18 protein-coding genes are annotated in these 25,355 nt (G+C 65.2%); 8 read left to right on the forward strand and 10 right to left on the reverse strand.

The window, feature by feature from the left end; all coding sequences use genetic code 11:
• Nucleotides 1–95: 95 nt before the first annotated feature.
• Both HBF32_RS06040 and HBF32_RS06045 read right to left on the reverse strand, forming a co-directional pair.
• Nucleotides 96–554: a PA2171 family ribosome-binding persister protein gene (locus HBF32_RS06040; RefSeq protein WP_166698805.1), complete on the reverse strand. Its 459-nt coding sequence runs from the start codon at nt 552–554 to the stop codon at nt 96–98.
• A gap of 89 nt (nt 555–643) precedes the next feature.
• A complete protein-coding gene (locus HBF32_RS06045) occupies nt 644–1,582 on the reverse strand; it encodes a LysR family transcriptional regulator (protein ID WP_166698806.1) in 939 nt (312 codons plus the stop codon).
• Between the two features lie 117 nt (nt 1,583–1,699).
• On the opposite strand from HBF32_RS06045, the gene HBF32_RS06050 reads away from it, so the two are divergent.
• Nucleotides 1,700–2,449, forward strand: coding sequence for an SDR family oxidoreductase (locus HBF32_RS06050; RefSeq protein WP_166698807.1), 750 nt, complete (start codon nt 1,700–1,702; stop codon nt 2,447–2,449).
• A 96-nt stretch (nt 2,450–2,545) separates the two neighbouring features.
• On the opposite strand, the gene HBF32_RS06055 is transcribed toward HBF32_RS06050, so the two are convergent.
• Complete coding sequence (locus HBF32_RS06055) at nt 2,546–5,692, reverse strand: YadA-like family protein (protein ID WP_166698808.1); 3,147 nt, start codon at nt 5,690–5,692, stop codon at nt 2,546–2,548.
• 291 nt (nt 5,693–5,983) lie between these two features.
• Between HBF32_RS06055 and HBF32_RS19620 the strand changes: the two genes are divergently transcribed.
• A complete protein-coding gene (locus HBF32_RS19620) occupies nt 5,984–7,288 on the forward strand; it encodes an ATP-binding protein (protein WP_166698809.1) in 1,305 nt (434 codons plus the stop codon).
• On the opposite strand, the gene HBF32_RS06065 is transcribed toward HBF32_RS19620, so the two are convergent.
• The gene (locus HBF32_RS06065) at nt 7,270–7,959 is read right to left on the reverse strand and encodes a response regulator transcription factor (RefSeq protein ID WP_166698810.1); all 690 of its coding nucleotides are present in this window, start codon (nt 7,957–7,959) and stop codon (nt 7,270–7,272) included. The two genes, HBF32_RS19620 and HBF32_RS06065, sit on opposite strands and share 19 nt — an antisense overlap.
• A 154-nt stretch (nt 7,960–8,113) precedes the next feature.
• On the opposite strand from HBF32_RS06065, the gene HBF32_RS06070 reads away from it, so the two are divergent.
• On the forward strand, nt 8,114–9,043 hold the full coding sequence (locus HBF32_RS06070) for an alpha/beta hydrolase (protein WP_425482232.1): 930 nt from the start codon (nt 8,114–8,116) through the stop codon (nt 9,041–9,043).
• A 4-nt stretch (nt 9,044–9,047) separates the two neighbouring features.
• On the opposite strand, the gene HBF32_RS06075 is transcribed toward HBF32_RS06070, so the two are convergent.
• Nucleotides 9,048–10,559: an alpha/beta hydrolase gene (locus HBF32_RS06075; protein ID WP_166698812.1), complete on the reverse strand. Its 1,512-nt coding sequence runs from the start codon at nt 10,557–10,559 to the stop codon at nt 9,048–9,050.
• A 94-nt stretch (nt 10,560–10,653) separates the two neighbouring features.
• Entirely contained in the window at nt 10,654–11,004 is a 351-nt protein-coding gene (locus tag HBF32_RS06080) for a DUF488 domain-containing protein (protein WP_166698813.1), read from the reverse strand.
• A gap of 146 nt (nt 11,005–11,150) precedes the next feature.
• On the opposite strand from HBF32_RS06080, the gene HBF32_RS06085 reads away from it, so the two are divergent.
• From HBF32_RS06085 to HBF32_RS06095, 3 genes are all read left to right on the forward strand, one after another.
• On the forward strand, nt 11,151–11,579 hold the full coding sequence (locus HBF32_RS06085) for a hypothetical protein (protein ID WP_166698814.1): 429 nt from the start codon (nt 11,151–11,153) through the stop codon (nt 11,577–11,579).
• Between the two features lie 352 nt (nt 11,580–11,931).
• Nucleotides 11,932–14,979, forward strand: coding sequence for a TonB-dependent receptor (locus tag HBF32_RS06090; RefSeq protein WP_166698815.1), 3,048 nt, complete (start codon nt 11,932–11,934; stop codon nt 14,977–14,979).
• A gap of 462 nt (nt 14,980–15,441) precedes the next feature.
• Complete coding sequence (locus HBF32_RS06095; protein ID WP_166698816.1) at nt 15,442–18,468, forward strand: TonB-dependent receptor; 3,027 nt, start codon at nt 15,442–15,444, stop codon at nt 18,466–18,468.
• A 165-nt stretch (nt 18,469–18,633) separates the two neighbouring features.
• Here the strand turns inward: HBF32_RS06095 and HBF32_RS06100 are convergent, their stop codons facing one another.
• Nucleotides 18,634–20,232 carry a Na+/H+ antiporter gene (locus HBF32_RS06100; RefSeq protein WP_166698817.1) on the reverse strand — a complete coding sequence of 533 codons (1,599 nt, stop codon included), beginning with the start codon at nt 20,230–20,232 and terminating at the stop codon, nt 18,634–18,636.
• A 151-nt stretch (nt 20,233–20,383) separates the two neighbouring features.
• On the opposite strand from HBF32_RS06100, the gene HBF32_RS06105 reads away from it, so the two are divergent.
• Complete coding sequence (locus tag HBF32_RS06105; protein WP_166698818.1) at nt 20,384–22,369, forward strand: CocE/NonD family hydrolase; 1,986 nt, start codon at nt 20,384–20,386, stop codon at nt 22,367–22,369.
• Nucleotides 22,370–22,457: 88 nt separating this feature from the next.
• Here the strand turns inward: HBF32_RS06105 and HBF32_RS06110 are convergent, their stop codons facing one another.
• The 3 genes from HBF32_RS06110 to HBF32_RS06120 are packed head-to-tail and all read right to left on the reverse strand — an operon-like array spanning nt 22,458 to nt 24,815.
• Nucleotides 22,458–22,787, reverse strand: a complete 330-nt coding sequence (locus HBF32_RS06110) for a hypothetical protein (RefSeq protein WP_166698819.1) — start codon at nt 22,785–22,787, stop codon at nt 22,458–22,460.
• Between the two features lie 14 nt (nt 22,788–22,801).
• Nucleotides 22,802–23,578, reverse strand: a complete 777-nt coding sequence (locus tag HBF32_RS06115) for a LytR/AlgR family response regulator transcription factor (protein WP_166698820.1) — start codon at nt 23,576–23,578, stop codon at nt 22,802–22,804.
• Nucleotides 23,571–24,815 carry a sensor histidine kinase gene (locus HBF32_RS06120; RefSeq protein ID WP_166698821.1) on the reverse strand — a complete coding sequence of 415 codons (1,245 nt, stop codon included), beginning with the start codon at nt 24,813–24,815 and terminating at the stop codon, nt 23,571–23,573. Before HBF32_RS06120 ends, HBF32_RS06115 begins: the two co-directional genes overlap by 8 nt.
• Nucleotides 24,816–25,012: 197 nt before the next feature.
• Between HBF32_RS06120 and HBF32_RS06125 the strand changes: the two genes are divergently transcribed.
• Nucleotides 25,013–25,354 carry a hypothetical protein gene (locus HBF32_RS06125; RefSeq protein ID WP_166698822.1) on the forward strand — a complete coding sequence of 114 codons (342 nt, stop codon included), beginning with the start codon at nt 25,013–25,015 and terminating at the stop codon, nt 25,352–25,354.
• Nucleotide 25,355: the final 1 nt, after the last annotated feature.

A 25,355-nucleotide genomic window follows, 5' to 3' on the forward strand; every position in this document is an offset into this window, starting at 1 on the left:
GGATAAACCGACCGCCGGACTCTGCGGCGTCCACCCGAGAGGCGTCAATAAGAAGAACTCGCAGAGAATCCCGTGGATCCGGCGGCACCCTTGGGTCAGCCGAACGACGCGATGACCTCCTCCTTGCGCGCCTCCATCAGGCTGCCAAGTTCGGCCAATTCCTCCCTGGAAAGGAGTTCCCTGGCGTCCTTGAACATCTCCTTCTCTTCCTCGTCCGCGTGGTGCTCGATGAGTTCCTTGAGCACCTTCGCCCTCCCGGAGAACTCGACGCTTGCCGGGTCGGTGGCAAGGAGGTCGGGGAGCACGAGGTCCTCGGCGGCACGGTGTTCCTCGAGCGCTTCGAAGTACATTTTCGCTTCCGCCTTCCGCCCTGCCTTCTTGAACGCCGGGTAGAAGATCTCCTCCTCGATGGTCGTGTGCGCCTTGAGGTTGATCTGGATTTCACGGAGCAGCGAAGCCCGCTTCTTGGTGGCACGCTCGCTCGTCTCTTCCAACTGCGTGAGCAGTTCCTTGACGAGCTTGTGGTCGGTCTTGAGCAATTTGATGGCATCCATCGACGGGTTCCTGGCAGGTGGCTGGGAGCGCTACCTTCGGCGGGCCGCCGTGAAGATTCCGAGTGCAATCGATGAGGTTCGACGCGGCGCTAAAGCACGGTTGGATGCAGGGCGTTGAACCGTTCCGACAGGTCCTGCTGTCGGAAGCTTTCCACGATGTGGTCGATGAAGACACGGATCTTCTGCGGCAGCAGGGCCTGCGCCGCGTAGTACAGCGACAGGTTGCCGCCCTCCACCCACCAGTCCGGTAACACGCGCCGCAGCCGTCCACGCTCGATCCATGGCAAGGCCGACTGCACGGCGACCAGCGCGATACCCATGCCGAGGGCGGCCGCGTGGCACGCCGCGTCGGGATCGTCGAACACGATTCGCCGGTCCAGCTCGACCGCGGCTTCCGCGCCATACCGGTTCGAAAGCACCCAGTCCCTCACGCGCCCTGTCTGCGGCGAACGAATGAGGATGCCTTCCCTGCCCTTCAGGTCGCCGGGTTTCGCGATCCGCGGGCCGCCTTCCATGGCATCCGGCGCAGCGACGAGAATGCGATGGGCCGGTGCCAGCACGCGTGCGACGACACCGGGCCGAAGGTCGAAGCCACCGCCGATGGCGACATCGAAGCCGTCCGCGATGAGGTCCACCGGTCGATTGTCGAAGCGCCAGTCCGGGCGGATGGTGGGATACGCCTGCAGGAACGTGTCGAGCATCGGGACGATGTATTCCCGGCCGAACGCATTGGGAAGCGCGACGCGCAGTTCTCCCGCCGGACCCGTCGTGCGTGCCCGTGCGTTGCTCATCGCCCCGTTGAGCTGGTCCAGGCTGCCCTGCACTTCCTGCCGGAACGCTTCGCCGGCCTCGGTGAGCGAGAGCCGCCGCGTGGTCCGCTGAAAAAGGCGAACGCCGAGTTCGGCTTCGAGGCGGGCCACGTTCTTGCCGACCGCGGCGGGGGTGAGCCCCAGGACACGTGCGGCCGCGGCAAAGCTGCCGGACTCCGCGCTGCGGATGAAGCACGCGATGCCGTTGAGGGTGTCCATGGCGCGATTCTAAACCTTTGGGATCGAATGAAAATACCACTCAGGCTCTACCGGTTGATGGGGCGGAAGCCTAGATTGAGCGGGCTTTCCAAATTCATCGCTATCGGAGATCCCGTCATGAACAACCTCAATTCCATCCAGGGCAAGAGCGCACTCGTCCTCGGCGGCTCGCGCGGCATCGGTGCGGCGGTGGCCCGTCGGCTGGCCGCCGGTGGCGCCTCGGTCGCCATCACTTACGTGCAGGGTGCCGCGGCCGCCGACGCCGTCGTCGACGACATCGTCAAGGCGGGTGGGCGCGCGATCGCCGTCCAGGCGGACAGTGCGAGCGATGCCGCCATCGAAAGCGCCGTGGCCAAGACCCGGGAAGCCTTCGGCGGCTTCGACATCCTCGTCAACAATGCCGGCGTGCTCGCCATCGCGCCGATCGAGGACTTCTCCACGGAAGACCTCGACCGCACGCTAGCGGTGAATGTCCGCGCCGCCGTGATCGCCAGCCGGGCCGCCGCCCGCGTCATGGGCCAGGGTGGCCGCATCATCCACATCGGCAGCACCAATGCGGACCGCATGCCGTTTGCCGGGGGCGCGGTGTATGCGATGAGCAAGTCGGCGCTGCAAGGCCTTACCCAGGGGCTGGCCCGCGACCTCGGTCCGAAAGGCATCACGGTCAATGTCGTGCAGCCCGGCCCCGTGGATACCGACATGAACCCGGCGAACGGCCCGATGGCCGCCAACCTCGTCCCGATGCTTGCGGTCGGCCGCTACGGCCGGCCCGAAGAGGTCGCCAGTTTCGTTGCTTACCTGGCAGGCCCTGAGGCGGCGAACATCACCGGCGCGAGCCTCATGATCGATGGTGGATTTGCTGCCTGATGGTATGGCGCGGGTAACGCTTCCCCGCATGCCAAGCGCAAGGCGCTGGGTCCCTCCGAAGGAGGAATCCAGCGCCTTATGTCACGGTTCCCGATCTTACAAATCCACGCCGAAACCCACGCCTGCGGAGTTCTCGGAACCGCTGAAGGCGCCACCGATACTCACCCGCATGCGTTCGCCGATCGGCGCCGCATAGCCCACCGACAAGGCCGACTGCCCTCCCGACACGCCTGCGCCGACGGCAACGCGGCCACGCGGCGACGTCGTCCCTGCCGCGTTGATCGCCATTTGCGTGCTGGCCGCGCCGATGGCGCCGATGCGGTCCATGCGTTCGTCCACCCGATGGAAGCGGTCGTCGACCTGGTTGCGGAAGGAATTGAACTCGCCGCTGCCGACCATGTTCGCAAGCTTGCTGTCTGCGTACGCCTTGGCATCGTTCAAGGTGCGCTTATCGCCTGTGTCCGCATACGACTTCGCATTGACCAGCGCTTCGTCGACCTGTCCGACGGTCGCCGGATCGGTCGTCGCGGTGGGCGCCACCGGTGCGCCGGCGGCGCGCGTCGATACCGCGGCCGGCACCGGTGCGCTGGCCGCGGTCTGCTTCGCCGCGAACGTCTGGGCGCTCCTCGCGCCCCTGGCGGTGGAGGCGGCACTGACCGTCCCATCGCCGGCATCCGTCGTGGCGGCCTCCTCGAGGGCACCGACGCGGTTGTCCAGGTTCGACAGCGCGCCGTCGACGGCGCCGAATGCGTCGCCGACGTTATTGAAGCTCGCGCCCCGGATCGTGTACATCGGTGCCGCGAATCCCGCGATGCCGAAGCTCGCGCCGCCCCCGAAGGCTCGGGCCACGTCTTCGCCGAAGGCGCCGAGCTGGCCGCTGGCCATCTGCGCGCTCGCCTTCAGCTGGGCCATGTTCACCGCGTCGGTCTCCGCGCTACCCGCCGCCACGTTGACGATACGGCGCGTAAGGACGTTGCCGTAAGGCTGGCCGCCCGAGTTGAGGTCGGTTGCCATGTGTCCGACGGAGACGACGTTGTCCTGGCCGGCCGCGGAGTACGAACCCAACGACACGCTGCCCTTGCCGAGCGCCGTCGTCGACCAGCCGACGCTCGCGCTTTCCTTGCCGACGGCATTCGACAGAGCACCGACCGCGGTGGCGTTCTCGCCCGAGGCGAAGGCCTTTTCGCCAAGCGCCATGGCCCGCTCGCCGCTGCTCGACGCGCCGGCACCGATCGCAACACCCAGCGTGTTGTATGCCCGCGCCTGGTTGCCGATCGCCACCGAGCGGCTGCCCCGCGCCGTGCTCGCGCCGCCGACGGCCACCGCGCTGTCGCCCGAAGCTTCGGACACCGCGCCGACGGCGACCGTCGCATAGGCGGATGCATGCGCCGCCACGCCGAGTGCCGTGCTCTCCTTGCCGCTCGCCTCGGTGGACCAGGTTTCGTGTTCCCAGGTATCGCCGTTGATGACGATCATCTGCCCGCCGACGGCCGTCGCGCTCTGCCCCGTCGCCTGGCTGCCCACCCCGTAGGCGCTGCTCCATTTCGCCTGGGCGAGGCTGCCGTAACCGGCGGCTGTCGAGAGTTCGCCCAGCGCGTTCGCACCGGCACCCAGGGCGGTCGATTCGTCGCCCATCGCGAAGGCACCGGAGCCTGCGGCCAGCGCATACGCACCCGTCGCCAGGGCGTTGTCGTCGCCCGTGCCCGTCGCGGCGAAATAACGCCCGGCATCGCTGTCCTTCAACTGTCCCACCGTCGCCGCGTCCGTATCTTCCACGCCCTCGCTCACGTTTGCGATGCGTCGCGTCAGCGAATCCTCGTAGGGATTACCGAACATGTCCGGATCCCCGATGGCATGTCCCACCGAGATCACGTCGTCGGCCGTCGTCGTCGAGAACGCGCCCAGCGCCACGCTGCGTGCGCCGAAGGCCGTCGACCACCAGCCGATGCTCGCGCTCTGGTCACCAAGCGCATTGGACACCGCGCCGACGGCGAGGGAGCTGTCGCCGTAGGCGCTCGAGGTCTCGCCGAGGGCGACCGCACGCGGAGCATGGCTGACCGCGCCGGCGCCCAAGGCGATGCCGAGGTCGTCGTAAGCACGCGACTCGTTGCCGATGGCCACGGCCTTATGCCCGCGCGCCGTGCTCGCCGAACCGATCGCGATGGCCGAATCGCCCGACGATTCCGAGACCGCGCCGACGGCCACGCTACCGTAATTGTTGGCGTGCGCGGCAACACCGAGCGCCGTGCTTTCCTGCCCGTTGGCTTCGGTGACCCAGGTCTGCTCTTCCCAGGTGCTGCCGTCGATGACGGTCATCGCGCCGCCGATGGCGGTGGAACTCTGGCCGTTGGCCTGGCTGCCGACACCATAGGCGGTGCTCCACAGGGCTCCCGCGTGGCTGGCGTAACCTGCGGCCGTGCTCAGTTCGCCCGCGGCGGTGGATCGGGCCCCCATGGCCAGGCTGCCCGGTCCTCCCGCCAGGGAATCCATGCCCATGGCCACGCTCTCCATGCCGACGGATTGCGACAAGGGTCCCATCGCAAGGCTGTAGTCCCCTCTCGACCAGGCCGTCCCGCCGAGCGCGGAACTGCCAACGCCGGAGGCGACAGAGCGCTCGCCCACCGCCGTGCTGAAGTCGGCTTCGCCACGCGCACCCGCGCCGATGGCGGTGGCGTGCGCACCAAGTGCCTCGGTGCGCACGAAACCGAGGAAGGAATCGAACGAACCGCCCACGGCGGTGCTCGCTTCGCCGGCGGCGTTCGCGCGTCCGCCCACGGCGGTGGCGCCACGCTCCGTCGCCCGGCTTTCCATGCCCTGCGCCACCGCCCATTCGGCGACGGCCCGGCTGTCCTTGCCGCCGGCCAACGCCCCGTACCCCATGGCCCGCGCATTGCCACCGAAGGCGGAGGCATAGTCGGCGCCGGCCCGGGCGCCGGTGCCGATGGCGGTCGCGTTCACCCCGTCCGAGGACGCATTCGCGCCTGCGGCCATCGCGTTCGTGCCGGACGCCTGGGCGATATCGCTGCCGTCGCCGGCGCCGTTCGCGGTGAAGTAATCGGCGGCCGCGAGCAGTCGCTCCACGATCGGACGCTGGCAAGCCAGGGCCTGCCCCGACCGGGTCGCCACCGGATCGAGAATGCCCCAGGGACACGAGGCGGCGGCGGCCGCGGTGCCATGGAACGCCATGCCGATCGCCGCTGCGAGCAGCGTGCCGCGCAGCACCTTACCGTGAGACATGTTCATCGTTGTTTCCCCAAGTTGGACCGCATTGCCCGATGAGGTGCACAACGTAGGAACAGGCGCGAAGCGAGTCACGCTCACTTGCTCCCGACTTCTCACACTTGCTCACACGGGCGAATCGGGCTTAGTGTTCGTGGACGGGCCAACACGTGTGCCGTAGGGGGCGGCCACGACATCGGGGTGGTGGTAACCATGTGGAGGCACATACGCGCGTGGCTGGGTCGCGTTCCTGTTCGCGATCCTGTCGACAGGCGCAACGCGGTTTTCCTTCAATTCGTCCTTGCCTGGATGGGCGTGTTCCTTCCGCTCAACTGGCTTTACCTGCGCCTGACCGTCGGTTTTTCCGACGCCCATGGACTGGATGTCGATCGCTGGATGGGACTGGCCATCGTGCCGGTCGCGTGGGCGTGCGTCTGGGCGATCCGGCGCGGTCATTTCCGCGCGGCGGTCGTCGGATTCATCGTGGCGCAGGTCGCCACGCAGGCGGTGGCCTATGCGGCGACGGGTTTGCGCTTGCAGATGAGCGATCCGAGCGTGCCGATGCTCCTGGTCGTGCTGGGCGGACTGCTGCTCGGCCGTCGTACGTTATGGGTGCTTTTCGCGGTGCTGCTCGGCATGTTCGCGATCGGCGCGGTGACCGACGTGCTCCGTGCGATCGACGCCGGCAAGCCGTGGTTGTCCGCGGTCAGCTACACGCCGTCGCTCGCGATACGCTATCTCATCATCATCGTCGTCCTGGATCGTTGCATCGCGGCCCTGCGCGAAAGTCTCGACGATTCCGTGCGACGCAGCGCCGAACTGGCGATCTCCAATGCGCGCCTGCGCTTCGAGATGGGCGAGCGCGAACGTGCGCAGGAACATCTGGTGCATGCGCAGAAGATGGAGGCCGTCGGCCGCCTTGCAGGTGGCATATCGCACGACTTCAACCATGTGCTCAACGTCATCGTGGGTTATGCGGGCCAGCGGCACCGCTCGGACGCGAACGCGGACCTGCTCCACCGCGCGTTGGAAGGCGTCGAATCGGCGGCCAGCCGCGGCGCGGTCATCTGCCGCAAGCTGCTGGGCTTCAGCCGGCGGGAGGTGCCGCATCCGGAAACCTTCGAAGCAACCCAGGCCGTACGCGACCTCGTACCGATGCTCGGCCAGCTCCTCGGATCGTCGGTCCGGCTCGAAGTCGACACGGACAAGGCGCCTACCCCGCTTCATATCGACCGCGCGCAACTGGAACTGGCATTGCTCAATATCGCCGCCAATGCGCGGGATGCGATGGACGCCGACGGCGTGCTTCGCATCGGTGTCCATCGCGAGGCCGCGCACGTCGAGATCGATGTCGCCGATAACGGCCACGGCATGGACGCCGCGACGCGACGCCGCATCTTCGAGCCGTTCTTCACGACAAAGCCGAACGACGAAGGCACGGGTCTCGGGTTGTCGATGGCGCACGACGTCGTCACCGCCGCCGGCGGCAGCATCCGGGCAGAGAGCGAACGCGGCGCGGGCAGCCGCTTCGTCCTGCGTCTGCCCGTGGCCTCGAATGGATACACAGCCTGCCCCGATCCAGGATTCGAGGCCGCCTGCGCTCAGGGAATCATGACGTAGCCGACCCCATGCACCGCGCGCAACGGCAGCGCTTCGCCGGTGCCGTCGGCCACCTTCTTGCGGAGCCGGTGGACGATGGTTTCGAGCCGGTGCGGGTCGAAGTCATGCACGTTGGCGGTGAGCGCCGCGATGATGGCCTCGCGCGAGACGGGCTCGGCGGGTTTTTCCAGCAACAGGCCGACGACACGTCGCTCCGCCTGGGTCAACGGCACGATCGCGCCGGCAGGGGCGAGGAGACACCAGCCGCCGGCGTCCAGGGACCACTGCCCGGCGGATGACGACGGGCTGCCTCCGCCTGCCTGCATGCGCAGACGCCGCTGCAGGCTGCGCAGCGTGGCCGCCAGCAACTCGGTCTGCACCGGCTTCGAGAGGTAGGCGTCGGCCCCCTCGCTCAGTCCCCTCACGCGATCCGGCACACCGTCGCGGCCCGTGAGCATGACGATGCCTATCGGCGACAAGGCACGAAGACGGCGAGTGACCGAGAAACCGTCCTCGTCGGGCAACCCCACATCGAGCACCACGATATCGAACGAACCGCCGAGCATGGCCGCATAGAGTTCAGCGGCCCGGCCGAACCCCTGCACGTCGAACCCGAAATCGGCCAGTCCGGGCAAAAGGATCTGGTCACGAAGCTCGATGTCGTCCTCGAGCAAGGCAATGCGTTCGGTCATCCCTCAGGGTTATCGCAGATAGGAGACGGCAGGAAAAGGCTTTGCCCGGAGAATGGCAGGAATGGGTCCCGCGCTCGCCCCACAGCAGGGAGAGGATGACTGCCTCGCGTCCATCGACAAGGGGGAAAACCGGATGAAACCGTTGAGCATAGCCATGGCCACGTGCCTGCTGATGTCCTGGGGTGCAGCCAGCGCGGAGCCCGCGCTCTGGCAGCCCGCCGGCGGGCGGGCGCAGGTGGCGCTATGGCCGGGCACGCCACCGCATCCCAACACGGTGCCGGGTCCCGAGTACGTGAAGACCGGTACCGATCTCATCGGCGGCAAGCCGGTGACGTGGATTTCGAACGTATCCCGACCCACGATCACGATCTACGCTCCCACGGGAGCGAACACCGGCGCGGCGGTCATCGTGATTCCCGGTGGAGGCTTCGAAGGTCTCGCCATGGACCTGGAAGGCACGGACGTCTGCGACTGGCTGACGCCCAAGGGCGTGACCTGCGTGCTGTTGAAGTACCGCGTGCCGAGCCCGCCCTACGAGTGGCGGTGCGATTGCCGTCCGCACAACCTCGCGCTGTCCATGCCGTCCTTGGCGGACACGCAAAGAGCATTGAGACTGGTTCGCTCGAAAGCAGCCACGTGGCACATCGATCCGCACAAAGTGGGCGTGCTTGGCTTCTCGGCCGGCGGATTCCTTGTGGCCGAAGCCAGCACGAACTTCAAGCGGCGCATCTACGCACCCGTGGACGCCGTCGACAAGCAAAGCGCGCGGCCCGACTTCGCGCTCGCGATCTACCCCGGTCACCTCACCACCGACTACCGTACGTTGAATCCGAACATCCCCGTTTCCGCGGAGACGCCGCCCACTTTCGTGCTGCAAGCCGAAGACGACGAGGTGGACGGCGTGAACCAGGCGCTGGTCTATTTCACGGCCTTGAAGAAGGCCGGTGTACCTGCGGAAATGCACCTGTATGCGCACGGCGGCCACGCCTTCGGGTTGAGGCCGACCGCGGAACCGATCACGCACTGGACCGGGCTGGCGGATGCCTGGATGCGCGGCATCGGCATGACGGCGCGCACGCCCTGATCGATCATGTGCCCGGCGGCGGAAATCCGGGCTTCCTGAAAGTCACCGCATCGAGAGAAATCTCCGAAGGCAGGTCGCGCGTCTCGCCGGTGCGCAGGAACGCGCCGACTTTCGCCAGCAATGCCGGACGGCTGCGCAACAGCTGGAACGTGCCGCCGTGCTGCGCCCGGTGGACGACGACCGTACGGCTGTTCGGGAAATACGGGGCCATGGCGAAGGTGTTCTCGATCGGGGTCGAGGCATCCCAATCGCCCTGCACGAAGAGGATGGGGGTCGGGTCCTGTACCGCGTGACGGAAGGCATCGCCGGGGTCGGGTGTAGCCCACTCGCCCTTCGTGGCGAGATAGCTGGCGAAGTTCCAGCCACCCACGATCGGAAGGGCCGGATCGGTCCAAAGGAGATCTTTGCGCTCCGCGCTCATGTCCAGGCCGATGTTGACCAAGGGATTGATCAGCGACCGGTCCTCGGCGGCTCGCCAGCCGATGCTGTCGCGTGCCCACTCGTCGTAATGGCGGTGATAGGCGGACAGAACGAAGGCGGGAAACTCGCTGGCATCGCCCGCATAATTGACGAGCGCCTGCTGGTAGTCGCCGAGGCCAAGGACGAGTTTCCGTGTCGCTCCGTTTTCGCCAGGAACGATCACGGTCGCATCGCCCTTCCGGAAACGTTGGAGCGTGGCCTGGATCGCGCCCGTCAGGCCACCCTCGGGCATGTAGGGCTTGAGTGCTGGATCCTGTTCCGCTTCCACGGCGATCCGTTGCATGACCGCGAAGACATGCGACGGGATATCGTAGCCATAGTCGAGGGGCTCTGCCGACGAGATCACCGTCCTCGCCGTCCTGCCCGGATGTCTCTTCATCACCGCGAACGCCCACTGCGAGCCGAAGCTGGCAGCCACGAGGCTCACCCGGTCGTAACCCAGCGCTTTGCGCAGGTCGTCCACATCGTCCGCCATCTCGCCGATGGAATATCCGGAAAGGTCGGCCTTCGGGTATGCGGTTCGCGCGGCCCGCGCCATGCTGCGCATCGTCTCGATATCCGCTTCTATCGTCGATGCCTTATCCAGCGGGGCGGCGGGAACCTTCAATGTCATCATGTCGCCACGCAACGTGTAACCCCGCTGTTCGATGACGATGAGGTCCGCGATCTCCGCGTACCCCTGCCATACCTTCACCCGACGCTTCGCCGCATCGTCGCGATCCAGGACGATGTCGAGCATGGTGATGCCCGGTCCACCCGCGAGAAGGACGATGGGCGGGGCCTTGGTCGGGTGCGTGGCCTTGACCCGTACGAATCCGACGCCGATCGGACGCGAGCCGGGTTTGGCGCGGTTCTCCGGAACGTATAGCGTTCCGATCTCGTACGGCATGGTCGAACCGTCGGATGCCGTGGCGACACCGTGTTCGACGGCGATCTCGCCGGGACGGGGTCCGGGAGTCGCGTCGACGGCAAACGCAGGAGCGGGCAGCGTGAGGGCCAGGAGGGCGGCGAGGCTGGGCAACGAAACCTTAGGCATGTCTCGGGCTCACTCGGGAGGGAGCCCGATGATGCCCGAATGCGCCGGCATGGACAGTCCTGCCTGCCATCGCATCCGATGAACCGGGCGACGATCAGGTTTCCCGCCGCATCCATTCGGCCAGCACGGCCGCGTGGTTGATGCGTCCGTCGCGCGCACCGTAAACGAAGGTGACCTTGCGCTTGCGGGCCAGCGTGCGAAGTTCCGCGGCTGCCGGGTTGTGTTCCAGCTCGGCCACATACCGCCGGGAGAACTCCTCGAAGCGGTCCTCCCGATGATCGAACCATGTACGCAGCGACGGAGACGGCGCGACGTCCTTCATCCACAGGTCCACCGCCGCCTTCTCCTTGGTCAACCCTCTAGGCCACAGACGGTCGACCAGGATACGCATGCCCTCCCGATGGCCCGGCTCCTCGTAAACCCTTTTGATCGAAATGGTCGGCATGGTTCATGGTTTGAAGCTGACGGGCGTCACACATCGTACCCCCATCGCTCGCCGGCTTCACGTATCCTCCACGCCAGGAGCATCCGGGGGGATGCTATGCCACGAATCGAGGCCTCGCCGTGTCGCAACCGTCGAAGAAGAGCATCATGCACGTCCGCCCCACGCACTTCGCGTCGGCGGTAGCGACAGGCATGGCGGTGACCGGTCCGACCGACGACGGTTTCATCCACCTGCATTTCTTCCGCGAAGTGCAGCGCATCACCAACGACGAGGTACCCAGTCGTTCGAGCGCGCCCAATGAAGTGGAGCTCGCGTGGACACATGCGGAACCCAACATCCATCTGATGCGCGAAGAGGTGGCGGTCATCTCCGTCCCCGTCACCCGCCTGCCGTTCATCGGTACCGCGTTGAACAAGGCGGTGCGTTTCGTGGCTAACGTCGTGAACGGTGGCGTCTCGTCGTCGCGTGCAAGACAGAGTCCCACCCATGTCGCTGTTCCCGGCCCGGGGGCGAGGACTCCTGATCCGGCGGCTCCCGCCGGAGCCATGCCGACCCGTCCCAGGGCTCCAGCCTGACGCTTTCCGCAAACAGGCCGGATCGAAAAATCCGATGGTCTCCGCGTGTCAATCGTCAGGCCGACAATTCCAGTAAAAATAGTTACATATGCGCCTAACTCGCACGTTCCTGCGCGATTTCTTGCGATGGCTGCTTTTGTGATCCGTAACCATTGACGCGTTTGGAATGACGAGCCTAAGGTCCGGGGACCGTACGTTGCGACGTGCGGTTTTTGCACGTGGTTCTCCATCGTCGTCGACGCTCGGGGGAGATCGGATCCACGACGGTAGAGAAGCGCTTTCCACGTGAGATCGCCGGCGGCACGCCGGTGTCTTTCCGGTCCGTTCCGGGCCTTCCTCTGGGGAGCCGTAAATGAATCCACGCACCAACCGTCAGATGCCTCTGCTGCGTCGCTCCACCTTGACGCTCGCGCTTGCGCTCGGCTTCGCCGGCGCAGGTGCCGTCTTCGCTCAAGCCACTACCGGTTCGATTTTCGGCCAGGCCTCGCCGGGCAGCACGGTCCAGGTTACGGGTACCACAGGCGTCACGCGTCAGGTACCCGTCGGCGAAGATGGGCGCTACCGCGTCGGCAACCTGCCGCTGGGCAATTACACCGTCAACCTGATGCAGAACGGCCAGGTGGTCGACTCGCGGAAGGACGTCGGCCTCACCGTCGGTGCCGGTTCCGAAGTGTCGTTCGCCGCCACGGCCACGGCTGCTACCGCGCAGGCACTGGATTCCATCACCGTCAGCGCCAACGCGCTGCCACCCATCGACGTCTCTGCCGTGGACTCGCGCACCGTCGTCACGGCGCAGCAGCTTGCCCGGCTTCCGCTCGGCCGCAACGCGGAATCGATCGCCCTGCTCGCACCCGGCGTCAACCCGGGTGCCGGCTACTTCGGCCGCACCGTTTCGTTCGGTGGTTCCGGTGTATCCGAGAACGCGTACTACATCAACGGCTACAACACCACCGATCCACTGCGTAACCTGGGTGGCGTCGGCCTTCCCTACGGTGCGATCGACCAGCAGGAAATCTACACCGGCGGCTACAGCGCCATGTATGGTCGCTCCGACGGCGGCGTGATCAGCCAGGTGGGCAAGCGCGGCACGAACGAATGGCACTTCGGCGCGCAATTGCTGTGGGAGCCGAAGTTCGCACGAGCGCAACTCGGAAACCAATATTTCGCAAATGCGGGCCTCCCGGCCGGCTACGGTTATACCAGCCCCGAACTCGCCGGAAAGCTTTACCGGAATCGCGCGGGAGATACGCAGTGGACGCGCACCGTGAGCGCTTACGCCGGAGGCCCGCTGGTCAAGGACAAGCTGTTTCTTTTCGTCGCCGCCGAAACCGAGAAAACCGAAGGCACCGATACCAACGCGTTGACCACGGCACCCGCTGCGACCAAACATTTCACCTACGACCTTCCGAAGTACTACGCCAAGCTGGACTGGAACATCGACGACAGCAACATCCTCGAACTCACAGGCATCAACTCATCCGACCAGCGCGATGGAAAATACTCCACGTTCGACTACGACAACCGCGTGCATACCGGATTCGAAGGACAATACCCGGACAGCACCAAGGTCTCGTCCACGTACTTCATCGGCAAATACACCAGCTACATCACCGACGACCTGACGTTCTCGGCCACCTACGGCAAAAGCAAGACCACGGACGTGCAGACGAACCCGGGCGACCACGGCCTGCCCTTTATCAGCCACCCCGAACTTCAGGATCCCGCCATCCCCGGTGCCGGCTCCCTGGTCAACAGCACGGCCACCACGCGGAAGATCGCGCCAGGAGCCAACAGCAGGACGCACGGCCTGCGTGCCGACCTCGAGTGGCAGGTGGGCGACCATCGCCTCACTGGCGGCATCGACAACATGAAGTTCCACGCCCACAACGAAGGCGTCTCCACGACCGGTCCGGGCTACCAGTGGGTCTACGGCAAGGAAAGCGATCCCACGGCGGCACTCGTGCCCGGCCTGGGGGTGGGCCCGGCCGGCGGTGAGGGCTATTACGTGCGCCGCGGCATCTTCATCACCACCACGAGCATGTCGGTCGATCAGAAAGCGTACTACGTGGAGGACAAGTGGCAGGTCACGGACAAGTTCCTGCTCACGGTCGGATTGCGCAACGACAAGTTCAAGAACTACAACGACCGCGGCCGCGTCTATGTCGACAGCGGCAACCAGTGGGCGCCGCGCATCGGTGCGTCGTGGGATGTGTTCGGCGATTCCTCGCTGAAGATCTACGGCAACCTCGGTCGCTACTACCTCGCCTTGCCGAATAGCGTCGCCATCCGCGGCGCGTCGGCGTCCTTGAACACCAGCGAATATTTCACCTACACCGGCATCGATCCGAACGGCGAGCCGCTCGGCCTCAGCCCACTCGGTCCGGGCCCTGTATCGACGAACGGCGAGTACGGCCAGCCCAACGACCCGAAATCGATCACCGCCACCGACCTGAAGTCGCAGTACCAGGACGAAGCCATCCTCGGCTTCGACAAGACGCTCGGACCGGACTGGGTCGTCGGCGCGAAGTTCACGCTGCGCAAACTGCAGGCTGCGATCGACGATGTCTGCGACCTTGTGAACAAGGACGGCAGCGGCAAGGCCCAGCTGAAGCTCGCGTCGATGGGGATCGACCCGGACTCGGTGACGATCCCGAGTTGCGTGATCTTCAATCCTGGACGCTCGAACGATTTCAGCTTCGCGAACGCGGATGGCAATGGGCGTACGGAATTCACCATGACAAAGGCCGACTGGGGTTTTACTTCCGGCGCGAAGCGCAAGTACTACGGCCTCGACCTGTACCTCGAGCATCCGTTCGACGGCAAGTGGTTCGGGCGCATCGACTACACCTTCTCCAAGAGCTACGGCAACACGGAGGGTCAGGTGAAGTCGGACATCGGCCAGATGGATATCTCCAAGACGCAAGACTGGGATGCCGCGGCGATCATGGTGCATAGCAACGGCCTGCTGGCCAACGACCGCAAACACCAGTTCAAGGCTTATGGCTCGTACCAGCTCACCCCGGAATGGATGTTCTCCGGTTCGCTGCGCCTGACCTCCGGTGCGCCAAAATCGTGTCTTGGCTACTTCGGTCCCAACGACGACGACCCGATCAGCTACGGCTCCTCGTATCACTCATGCGCAGGCGAACTCTACGCGCCGGGCCAGGACCGCATGCCGTGGTTCAAGCAACTGGACGTCGCGGTCGAATATCGCCCAGCCTTCGCCGACCACAAGCTGGCCCTCGGCATCCAGGTGTTCAACATCACCAACGAGCGCAAGCCGCTTCTCGAGGATTACACCTATGAGGACGACCGCTTCACGGTCAGCAATACCTACGGTGCCGGCCTGTACTACCAGACACCGCGATATGCCCGCCTGACGGCGACCTACGATTTTTAGGTGTTGCGTCTCGATTGTTTCCAAAATCGATACAATAACAGTCCAGGGAGGGACCTCTGTTGCATGCTCCCCATCGCCACCGTGACCATCCGGTGGCGCTTTATGATCGAAAGTAGCGAAAGTCCCGCACACTCATGCGATGAATTCCGGTTCGTACAAGTCTGAAAAATTCCTAGGAATCCTAGGAAAAATAGGCAGATATGAGCTTGATATCGCCTCTCGATTCGCAAAATATTGCGAATGTTACCCATATGAATCAGTAACTATTGACGCGTTTAAAATATTGGCTTTATGTTTCCCTTACCGCAACAAAACGAGATGCGGTTTGCACGTGATCCTCGATCGCCGTCGTCCTCTCGGGGGAGAGTCCGACGCAGTTCGGACGAGGATGCTTCATACGTGAGATTCGTCGGTCTTAGCCGACGTTGCCTGGCCCACCTGGCCAATTCTGGGGAGCGCAAAATGTACTTACGCAACATCCGTCAGACGCAGCTGCTGCGTCGTTCCGCGCTGGCGTTCGCCCTCGCGGCGAGCCTGGGCGGCACAGGGGCCGTCCTCGCGCAGGCCACGACCGGTTCGATCTTCGGTCAGGCCGCGCCTGGCAGCACCATCCAGATCAGCGGTAGCACGGGCGTCAACCGCCAGGTCCCGGTCGACCAGGACGGCCGGTATCGCATCGGCAACCTGCCGCTGGGTTCGTACACCGTCAACGTCGTGCAGAATGGCCAGGTCGTCGATTCGCGCAAGAACGTCGGTCTGACGGTAGGTGCCGGCTCGGAGGTGTCGTTCGTCGGAAGCGCCGCCACCAGCGCGCAATCCCTCGAGTCGGTCACGGTCACCGCCAACGCCCTGCCGCCGATCGATGTTTCTTCCGTCGATTCGCGCACGGTCGTCACTTCGGAACAGTTGGCACGCCTGCCGCTCGGCCGCAACGCCGAGTCGATCGCGCTGCTCGCTCCGGGTGTCGTGACCGGTTCCGGCGACTTCGGCCGCGTCGTCTCCTTCGGCGGTGCCGGCGTCAGCGAGAACGCCTACTACATCAACGGTTACAACACGTCCGATCCGCTGAAGAACCTCGGCGGCGTCAGCCTGCCTTACGGGGCGATCGACCAGCAGGAAATCTATACCGGCGGTTACAGCGCCGCATATGGCCGCTCCGACGGTGGCGTGATCAGCCAGGTCGGCAAGCGCGGAACGAACGAATGGCACTTTGGCGCGCAGGTGTTGTGGGAGCCGAAGTTCGCCCGGTCGCAGCTGGGCAACCAGTACTTCCGGGATGCCACGCCTCCGGCTGGCTATGTCTATACCGACGAAAGCCTGCCTGGCACGCTGTACCGCAACCGCAAGGGCGACACGCAGTGGACCCGCACCGTCAGCGGCTACGTCGGCGGTCCGCTGATCGAGGACAGGCTGTTCCTGTTTGTCGCCGCCGAGTCGGAGAAGACCGAAGGCACCACCACATCGGCGTATACGTCGGCAAAGCCAGCGACGAACCACTACACCTACGATCTGCCGAAGTACTACGCCAAGCTGGACTGGAACATCAACGACAGCAACATCCTCGAACTGACGGGCATCCGTTCGACGGACGAGCGTAGCGGCGTGTACAACGTGTACGACTACGACACCCGTACGCACCTCGGCAAGGACGGCACGTTCCCGGATACCACCAAGGTCTCCTCCAAGTACGCCATTGCCAAGTACACCAGCTACATCACGGACGACCTGACGTTCTCGGCGACGTATGGCAAGAGCAAGACCGACGATATCCTCAAGAACCCGGGCAACAGCGACCTGCCGTTGATCAGCGGCGCGACGAACCAGGATCCGGCGCTCAACGGGGGTTCGCCCATCCGTACCAATACCGTGACGTCGCAGCAGAACGCACCGGATGCGAACAGCAAGACGCACGGCCTGCGTGCCGACCTCGAGTGGCAGGTGGGCGACCATCGCCTCACCGGCGGTATCGACAACATGAAGTTCAGCGGTCACAACGAAGGCGTGACTACGACAGGCCCGGGCTACCTCTGGATCTACAACCATTCCGGTGCGCCCGATGAAGTGATCGACGACCGCCTGGGCGTCGGTGCTCCGGGTGGCGACGGCTATTACGTCCAGAAGTACATCTTCAGCACCACGACGAGCATGTCGGTCGACCAGAAGGCCTACTACCTCGAAGACAAGTGGCAAATGACGGACAAGTTCCTCCTGACCGTCGGTGTTCGTAACGACCGCTTCACCAACTACAACAACAACGGCGAGAGCTACGTCAACAGTGGCAACCAATGGGCACCGCGTATCGGTGCTTCGTGGGACGTCTTCGGCGACTCCAGCTTGAAGATCTACGGCAACCTGGGCCGTTACTACCTCGCCCTGCCGAACAGCGTCGCGATTCGTGGTGCCTCGTCCTCGACCTTCACGAGGGAATATTTCACCTACACCGGCATCACCGCCAACGGCGAGCCCACCGGCCTCACCCCGCTGGGTCCAGGCCCGGTGTCCTCGAACGGCGAATACGGGCAGCCGAACGATGCCAAGTCGATCACGGCGCGCGACCTGGATTCGCAGTACCAGGACGAGGCCATCCTCGGCTTCGACAAGACGCTTGGCTCCGAGTGGGTGACGGGCGCCAAGTTCACCCTGCGCAAGTTGCAGGCTGCCATCGACGACGTGTGCGATACGGACAGGGCCGCCGAGAAGCTCGCCGCGCAGGGCGTGGATCCGGACACTGTCACGATTCCGGGCTGCGTCATCTTCAATCCGGGCAAGACCAACACGTTCAGCTTCGCCAACGCCGACGGCAACGGCCGCACCGAGGTGAAGATGAGCTCGGACGACTGGGGATTCACCCAGGGTGCCAAGCGCAAGTACTACGCCCTCGACCTGTACCTGGAGCATCCGTTCGACGGCAAGTGGTTCGCGCGTTTCGACTACACCTTCTCGAAGAGCTATGGCAACACGGAAGGCCAGGTGAAGTCGGACATCGGCCAGGATGACATCTCGAAGACCCAGGACTGGGATGCCGCCGCACTGATGATCCACAGCAACGGCCTGTTGGCCAACGATCGCAAGCACCAGTTCAAGGCTTACGGCTCGTACCAGCTCACCCCCGAGTGGATGTTCTCCGGTTCGGTCCGCATCACGTCGGGCGCGCCGAAGTCCTGCCTCGGCTTCTTCGGTCCGGAAGAAGACGATCCGATCAGCTACGGCTCCTCGTACCACTCGTGCGCGGGCAAGCTGTACGCTCCGGGTGAACAGCGTCTGCCGTGGGTGAAGCAGCTCGATCTCGCCGTGGAGTACCGTCCGGCCTTCGCCGATCACAAGCTGGCCTTCGGCTTGCAGTTGTTCAACGTCACCAACGAGCGCAAGCCGCTCTTGCAGGACTACACTTACGAAGACGACAAGTTCACGCTGTCGAATACCTACGGTGCCGGCCTGTACTACCAGACGCCGCGTTACGCCCGTCTGACCGCGACCTACGACTTCTGATCCCCTCGTAGGCAAAGGGAGTAGCGGACGGAAACGTCCGCTACCTCCCCTGTGTTGACTCCCGTTTTTACTTAATTACAAGAAAAACCGGTCCAGGGACGGATCCTCATTGCAATATCCCCTCGCCGCCGTGCCAAACGGTGGCGCTTTTTTATGCGCGGGACTTCAGCTCCCCGGACTTTGCCGGTCGTTCTCCGCCTCGATCTGCTGGAGATCCAGGTCGCGTTCGAGATAGTGCAGCACCTCGTCGTGGATGCGCCCCGAGCGGTGCAGGCGCAGGAGTTCCGCGCGGCCGGCGGCGATCGCTGCCAGCACCAGGTCGTAGTGGGCCTCGCGGCCGCCGGCGAATGCCTCCGGCGTCGCGTTGTAACGCTCCAGTACCGATACGCGGTACGTGTATTGCTCCAACAGCCGCGGATGGACGAGCCTGCCCTCGTCGTCGTATGCCCTCGCCTTCACCGCTTCCAGTTGGGCGCCCTCGACGAGCAGCGACGCCTGCGGTTCGCTCAGGTAGGTGGTGTCGACATGCCGCTCCCCTTCCAGTCCCAGCCAGCGGATCACCGCGCCGACCGTGCTGCCCTGGATGACGACGGTCACGAGGATCACGGCAAACGCCGCCGCCAGTGTCAGGTCGCGCCCTGGCATCGCTTCCGGGAGCGAGAGCGCGATGGCCAGCGTCACCACGCCGCGCATGCCCGCCCAGCCGAGCAGGAACGATGCCCGCGGCGATGCCGGCAAGGGCTTCCGGCCTACCATGCGGGCCAGCGGCACGCGCAGGTAATCGGTGGCGTAGATCCACACGAAACGCGACAGGATCACGGCACCCAGCACGGCGAGGATGGGGATGCCCAGGGTTCCCACCGCATTCCCGATACCGCCCAGCCGCTCCACGACGCCGCGCAGGGAGAACCCGATGAGGATGAACACGAGCGCCTCGAGCAGGAAGATCAACACCTGCCAGAAGGCGGTGCTGCGCACGCGCACGTTCGCGGTGAAGACATCGTGCTGGTACCAGCCGAAGATGATGCCGCAGGTCACCACGGAAATGACGCCGGAGACGTGCACCGACTCGCCGCCGATATAAGCGGCCCAGGGGGACAGGCAGGCGGCCGTGATGGTGAGGAAGACATGGTCGATGCGGCGAAGCGCGAAGACCAGGATGCCGCCGACGACGAGACCCGCGGCAACGCCACCTACACTGAGTCCGACGAAGCTCAGCAAGGCGTCCTGCATGCTGAAGGCACCGGTCAGCGCGGCGGCCACGGCGAAACGGAACAGCACGAGGCCGGTCGCGTCGTTGAGCAGGCTCTCGCCTTCCAGCAGGACCATGAGGCGGCGCGGAAGGCGCACCTTGTCGAGCACCGCCTTCGCCGCGATGGCGTCGGGAGGCGACACGACGGCACCCAGGGCGAAGCAGGCGGCCCAGGGCAACGACGGCAACGCCCAATGCACGGTGACGCCCACGGCGAAGGTGGTGAACACCACGGCGCCCACCGCCAGCCACAGGATGCCGCCAAGGTATTTGCGGAATTCCGACCACACCGTATAGAAGGCGCCGTCCATCAACAGGGGCGGCAGGAACACGGTGAGCACCAGCTCGGGATCGAACCTCACCTCCGGCATGCCCGGCAGGAAGGCGATGCCGATGCCGCCGGCCAGCAGCGCGGCCGCGGACGGCAGGCGCAGGCGGCGCGCGATCAACTCGAGCGCAAGGATCGCGACGAGCAATACGAGGATGAACTTGAAAGTTTCGGTCGAAGCCATGCGTCCCCCGGGTGCGATGCCCCGCATCTTAGCCGCCGCCGATGCCGGCGCTCTTGCATATAGGAGCGCGACCCCTGCCGGAAGTCATGATTTAACTGACGCGGACATTTTGCCAGACTCGATGAACCGTCCCTGAAAACAGGTATGACCGATGTCATCCAAGCGCCCTGCCCTCCGCCACCTCAGGACCGCCTTGTCGGTCGGCGTCTCGTCGTTCTGCCTTGCCCTCCTCGCCGCGCCTGTCGCCGCACAGCAGACGAACCTCACGCGCGAGCAGATGGCGACGATCGCCAAGCGCAACGACATCGAGAATCAGCTCGAAAAGATCGCCGTCGTCGACCGCAAGGTGATGGTGAAGATGCGCGACGGCAAGCATATGGCGGCCGACGTCTACCGGCCGAAGAACGCTGCCGGCAAGGTGCCGGCGATCTTCGTCCGCACCCCGTACAACTTCAATTTCTGGGACGTGAAGCTCGGCGCTCCGCGCGACTTGTCGCATGAGCTCGAAGCCGTCAAGCGCGGCTATGCCTTCGTCGAGATGAACGAGCGTGGCCATTACTTCTCCGAAGGCAACTACGACATCCTGGGCGCGCCCCTGTCGGACGGCGTGGATGCCGTGCGCTGGATCACGTCGCAACCCTGGTCGAGCGGCAAGGTGGGCACCACCGGTTGCTCGTCCACCGCCGAATGGCAGATGGCCGTGGTGGCGCAGGGCGAACCCGGCCTGGCCACCTTCAATGTGCAGGGCTTCGGCGCCGGCGTAGGCCGTGTGGGTCCGTATTACGAGCAGGGCAACTGGTATCGCGGCGGCGCCGTGCAGATGCTCTTCATCGACTGGCTCTACAAGGAACAGAACCAGCTGCGCCCGATGTTCCCGCCGAACCTCTCGCAGGCCGAGCGCATCCAGGCCTCGAAGATGTTCGACCTCGATTCGCAGCCACCTCCGGCGGACTGGGACAAGCTTTTCTGGACCCTGCCCGAGAAAGACATCATGAAGGCGGCCGGCGGCCCGAAGGGTATCTTTGCCGATGCGATGGACGTGCCCACGGGCGGCAACATGATCGCGCGCACGCCGAACGGCGCAGCCTGGTACAAGGGCGGCCTGTGGCACGACAACATGAAGATCGACAAGCCGGGCCTGTGGTTCATGAGCTGGTTCGACGTGTCCGTGTCGCCCAACCTGGCCGCGTACAACCACGTGCGTGCCACGGCGCCGAAGAAGATCGCCGATGAACAGTACGCGGTCATCGCCCCGGTGCTGCATTGCGCCTACACCCGCGCAACCGAGCACACCATGATCGGCGATCTCGACGTGGGCGATGCCCGCTTCGACTACGAAGGCCTGGTCTACGGTTGGTTCGACAAGTTCCTGAAGGGCGTGGACAGCCCCGTCGTCGACAAGCAGCCGAAGGTCATGTACTACGTGATGGGCGAGAACAAGTGGCGCGATTCGCCGACCTGGCCGCCGGCCGGTTCGAGCACGCGCGACCTTTACTTCAGCAGCGGCGGCAAGGCCAACACCCTGTACGGCGACGGCAAGCTGGTTGCCACGGCGGACGGCACCGATCATCCGGACAACTTCCTCTACGATCCGATGAACCCCGTGACCACGCTCGGCGGCGGCGGTTGCTGCCAGGGCACGGCGGTCAAGTTCGGCTCGTTCGACCAGAACACCCAGCTCGCCCGTAACGACATCCTCGTGTACGACTCCGAACCGTTCAAGGAAGGCACCGAGGTCAGCGGTCCGATCACGGTCACGCTCTACGTTTCCTCCGACGCGAAGGACACCGACTTCACCTTCAAGGTGATGGACGTCTACCCGGACGGCCGGGCATTCAACCTCACCGAGAACATCCAGCGCATGCGCTACCGCGACGGTTACGACAAGCCGCCGGTGTGGATGAAGGACGGCGAGGTGTACAAGGTCACCTTCCAGCCGATCGACACCAGCAACTTCTTCTTCCCGGGCCACAAGCTGCGCGTGGCGGTCTCGAGCAGCAACTTCCCGCGCTTCGATCGCAACCTCAACACGGGCGGGAACAACTACGACGAGGCGAAGGGCGTGATCGCGCATAACGTGGTGCACCACGATGCGGGCCATCCCTCGAAGATCACCTTCACGGTGGTGCCGCGCTGACGTCGCCTCTGCGCAGGCGGGGGCGTAGCGACTTTTTCTCCATGTTGCGAGGAAGTCGCTGGGTTCCTGCCTTCGCAGGAAGGACGGGTCAGGCTCGGTCGCAGTTTGCCGTCTGTTTTTCATCGACGGGCGTCACGCACAACCTGAATCCGGGAGGCAGGTCGTCGACCAGCCGTTCCTCGGAGACCGCGAGCGAGAATCTCCGCACTTCCTTCGCTCCATCGAACACCGTGTAGTAACAGTGCCCTCCCTTGCTCGCCTCGCAGGCGAAGCGGGCGCGGCCCATGCGTACCTCGGTATGGCTTTCCAGGGTGGTCGCGCCGTTCTCCTGCGCGGTGGAGACCAGCGTGCGGTTCTGCGTGTCCGTGCAGCCGGCGAGGTTCATGAAGCAATAGATGATGGCCAGGAAAATGCGCATGGATGCCTCCTCGCTCACATGGCCCGGAACAGGGTCATGAAGGGCTGGCTCACGGCCAGGGTCTCCGGGCGGCCGCGCAGGCGCAGGCAGCCCTTGCCGCTGTCGTCGCGCTCCACCGAAGCCACCTGGCGCAGGTTGACGATGGTCGAGCGGTGGATCTGCCGGAACGTCTTCGGATCGAGCTGGCGAAGCAGCTCGCGGATCGGTCTGCTCAACAGCGCATCGCCTTCGGCCGTCGCGACCAGGGTGTATTTGTTGTCCGCGCGGAAGTAGATCACGTCTTCCACGAGGATCAACCGTGTCGCCCGGCCCGTGCTGGCGGTGATCCAGGTCAGCGGCTCGTCCTGGGCACCCTCCAGGCGTTCGCCCAGGTCGCGCGCGACCTGGGCCGTACGGCTCGCATGCCGCGAGGCGTCGGCCAGCCGCGTGCGCAGCCGGGTGACGGTCTGCGCCAGCCGGTCCGGCGTCACCGGCTTCAGCAGGTAGTCCACGGCACCGCGCTCGAAGGCGTCGATCGCGTATTGATCGTAAGCGGTGATGAAGACGACCAGTGTGCGCGGGCTGGCGTCGGCCGCCGCGGCGGCGACTTCCAGTCCGGTGAGGCCGGGCATGCGGATGTCGAGGAACGCCACGTCCGGCCGGTGCGTGGCGATCGCGTCGAGCGCCGCGCCGCCGTCCTCGGCCACTTCCACCACCTCCAGCTCCGGCCAGGCGATGGCGAGCTCGCGTTGCAGGGCCGCGGCGAGCAGCTTCTCGTCTTCGGCCACGATGCAGGAAGGCGTGTTAGGCATGGTCGCTCACTCCGGTCGCCGGCAACGTGATCGTCGCGGCGACCCCATGGGGAAAATTGTTGCCGATGGAGAAAGCGGCGGAGCTTCCGTACATCAGCCGCAGGCGCTCGCGCAGGTTCTTCAGGCCGATGCCGGTGCCCGCGCCGTCGCTGCGGAAACCCAGGCCGTCGTCGGCCACGGTAAGCGAAAGGCCGGAACCGTCTACGCCCGCCCTGATCCAGATGCCGCCGCCACCCTGCTTCGGCTCCAGGCCGTGCTTGATCGCGTTCTCCACGAGTGTCTGCAGCATCATGGACGGCATCGGCACTTTCAGCGCATCCTCCGGTACGTCGGTGTGCACGGCGAGGCGCTCGCCCATGCGCAGGCGCATGATTTCCAGCCACGCCGTCGAGCGTTCCAGTTCCTCGCCGAGCGTGGACAGCGAACCGTCCGTGCGCGGCAGCGAGCGGCGCAGGTAATCGATCAGATGGCCGAGCATGCGATCGGCGCGGGCGGGATCGGTACGCACCAGCTCCTGTGCGCTGGCCAGCGTGTTGTAGAGGAAATGCGGCTCCACCTGGGCCTGGAGCAGGCCCAGCTGCGCGGCGGTGAGTTCCTTTTCCATCTTCGTCTGGCGGACGTCGGCGCGTTCGCGATTGCGCCGTTCGGACAGACGCTGCGTCATCGCGCGCACCAGCGTTTCCACGTATTCCAGCGAATTGCCGCCGTCGGGATTGAACCAGTCGCTCCACGCGCCGCTGTCCGGCTCGCAGACGAACATGACGCTGCTCGAGCCGTCGCCTGGCGTGACGGTCGCCGAGACCTTGGTGGGGCGATCGAAGGTGTTCGGCCACTGGAACCGGCCACGGCGGCGCGGCTGCTCGCTCGTCGGCACCCGGATCAAGGCACGCAATTGCAGGCCGCCCCGCGCGCTGGCCACTTCCTGCACGTTCGGGAGTTCGCGGACCACGTCCTCCGCGAGCGCGAAAGCCTCGTCGGCCGGGTACGGCACTTCCACCCGGCGGCGCTGGCGGTTGGAGACCGTCTCGCCGTCGATACGGCCGGCGACGACCCGCACGCGATAGAGGTGGGTGAGGCCACGCCCGAGGGCCACCAGGAGCCCGACGAACCACGCGAGCGTGAAGATCCAGGGCAGTTCGCCGCGGTTGAATCCGATCGCGGCCCAGACGACGAGCAGCACGCACCATGCCGCGACCCACGCCACCACGATACGTCCAAGGAACATCAGGCTTGCCATCTCGCGCGCTCCATCTTGGAAACGCCGTGGAGCATACGCCGCGCATCGCCGCGACTGGCGCCCATTCCGACGAAACGACCCATGCGCCGACGAAACACCGCTTGCGCGGCGCAGCATGACCTCCGCGCCGCAATAGGCCATCCTCGGGAAACGGCTTTCGCGGTGGGGACCGCAGGCCACGACAAAGGGGTTAATGCATGGCGTTGCTGCTCGTCGTTTTCGCTGTCGTCGTACTTTCGATCTTCCTCGGCATCAACATGCTGCCGAAGCACCACCCCGCCAACTGGCTGCTCGGCATCGTCGGCGGAGCCTGCCTTGTCCTGGCCTGGTATGCGATCTTCCGTCCCATGCTGATCGCTTCCGGCGGCAGCGATCCTTCGCTCGTCGCACTCGGCCTCACCGCCGCCGGCATCGTGTCCTGCGTGCTCGGCGTGGTATGCCTCGGTGTGTGCGTATGGCGCGACCCGGCGCGCTTCTGGATGCTGTCGATCGTCTTCATCGGCGTGATCGGCGCCACCCAGGTCACCGCCCTCGCCTGAT

Origin of the sequence: Luteibacter yeojuensis (assembly GCF_011742875.1) — a bacterium.
Lineage (GTDB): Bacteria > Pseudomonadota > Gammaproteobacteria > Xanthomonadales > Rhodanobacteraceae > Luteibacter > Luteibacter yeojuensis.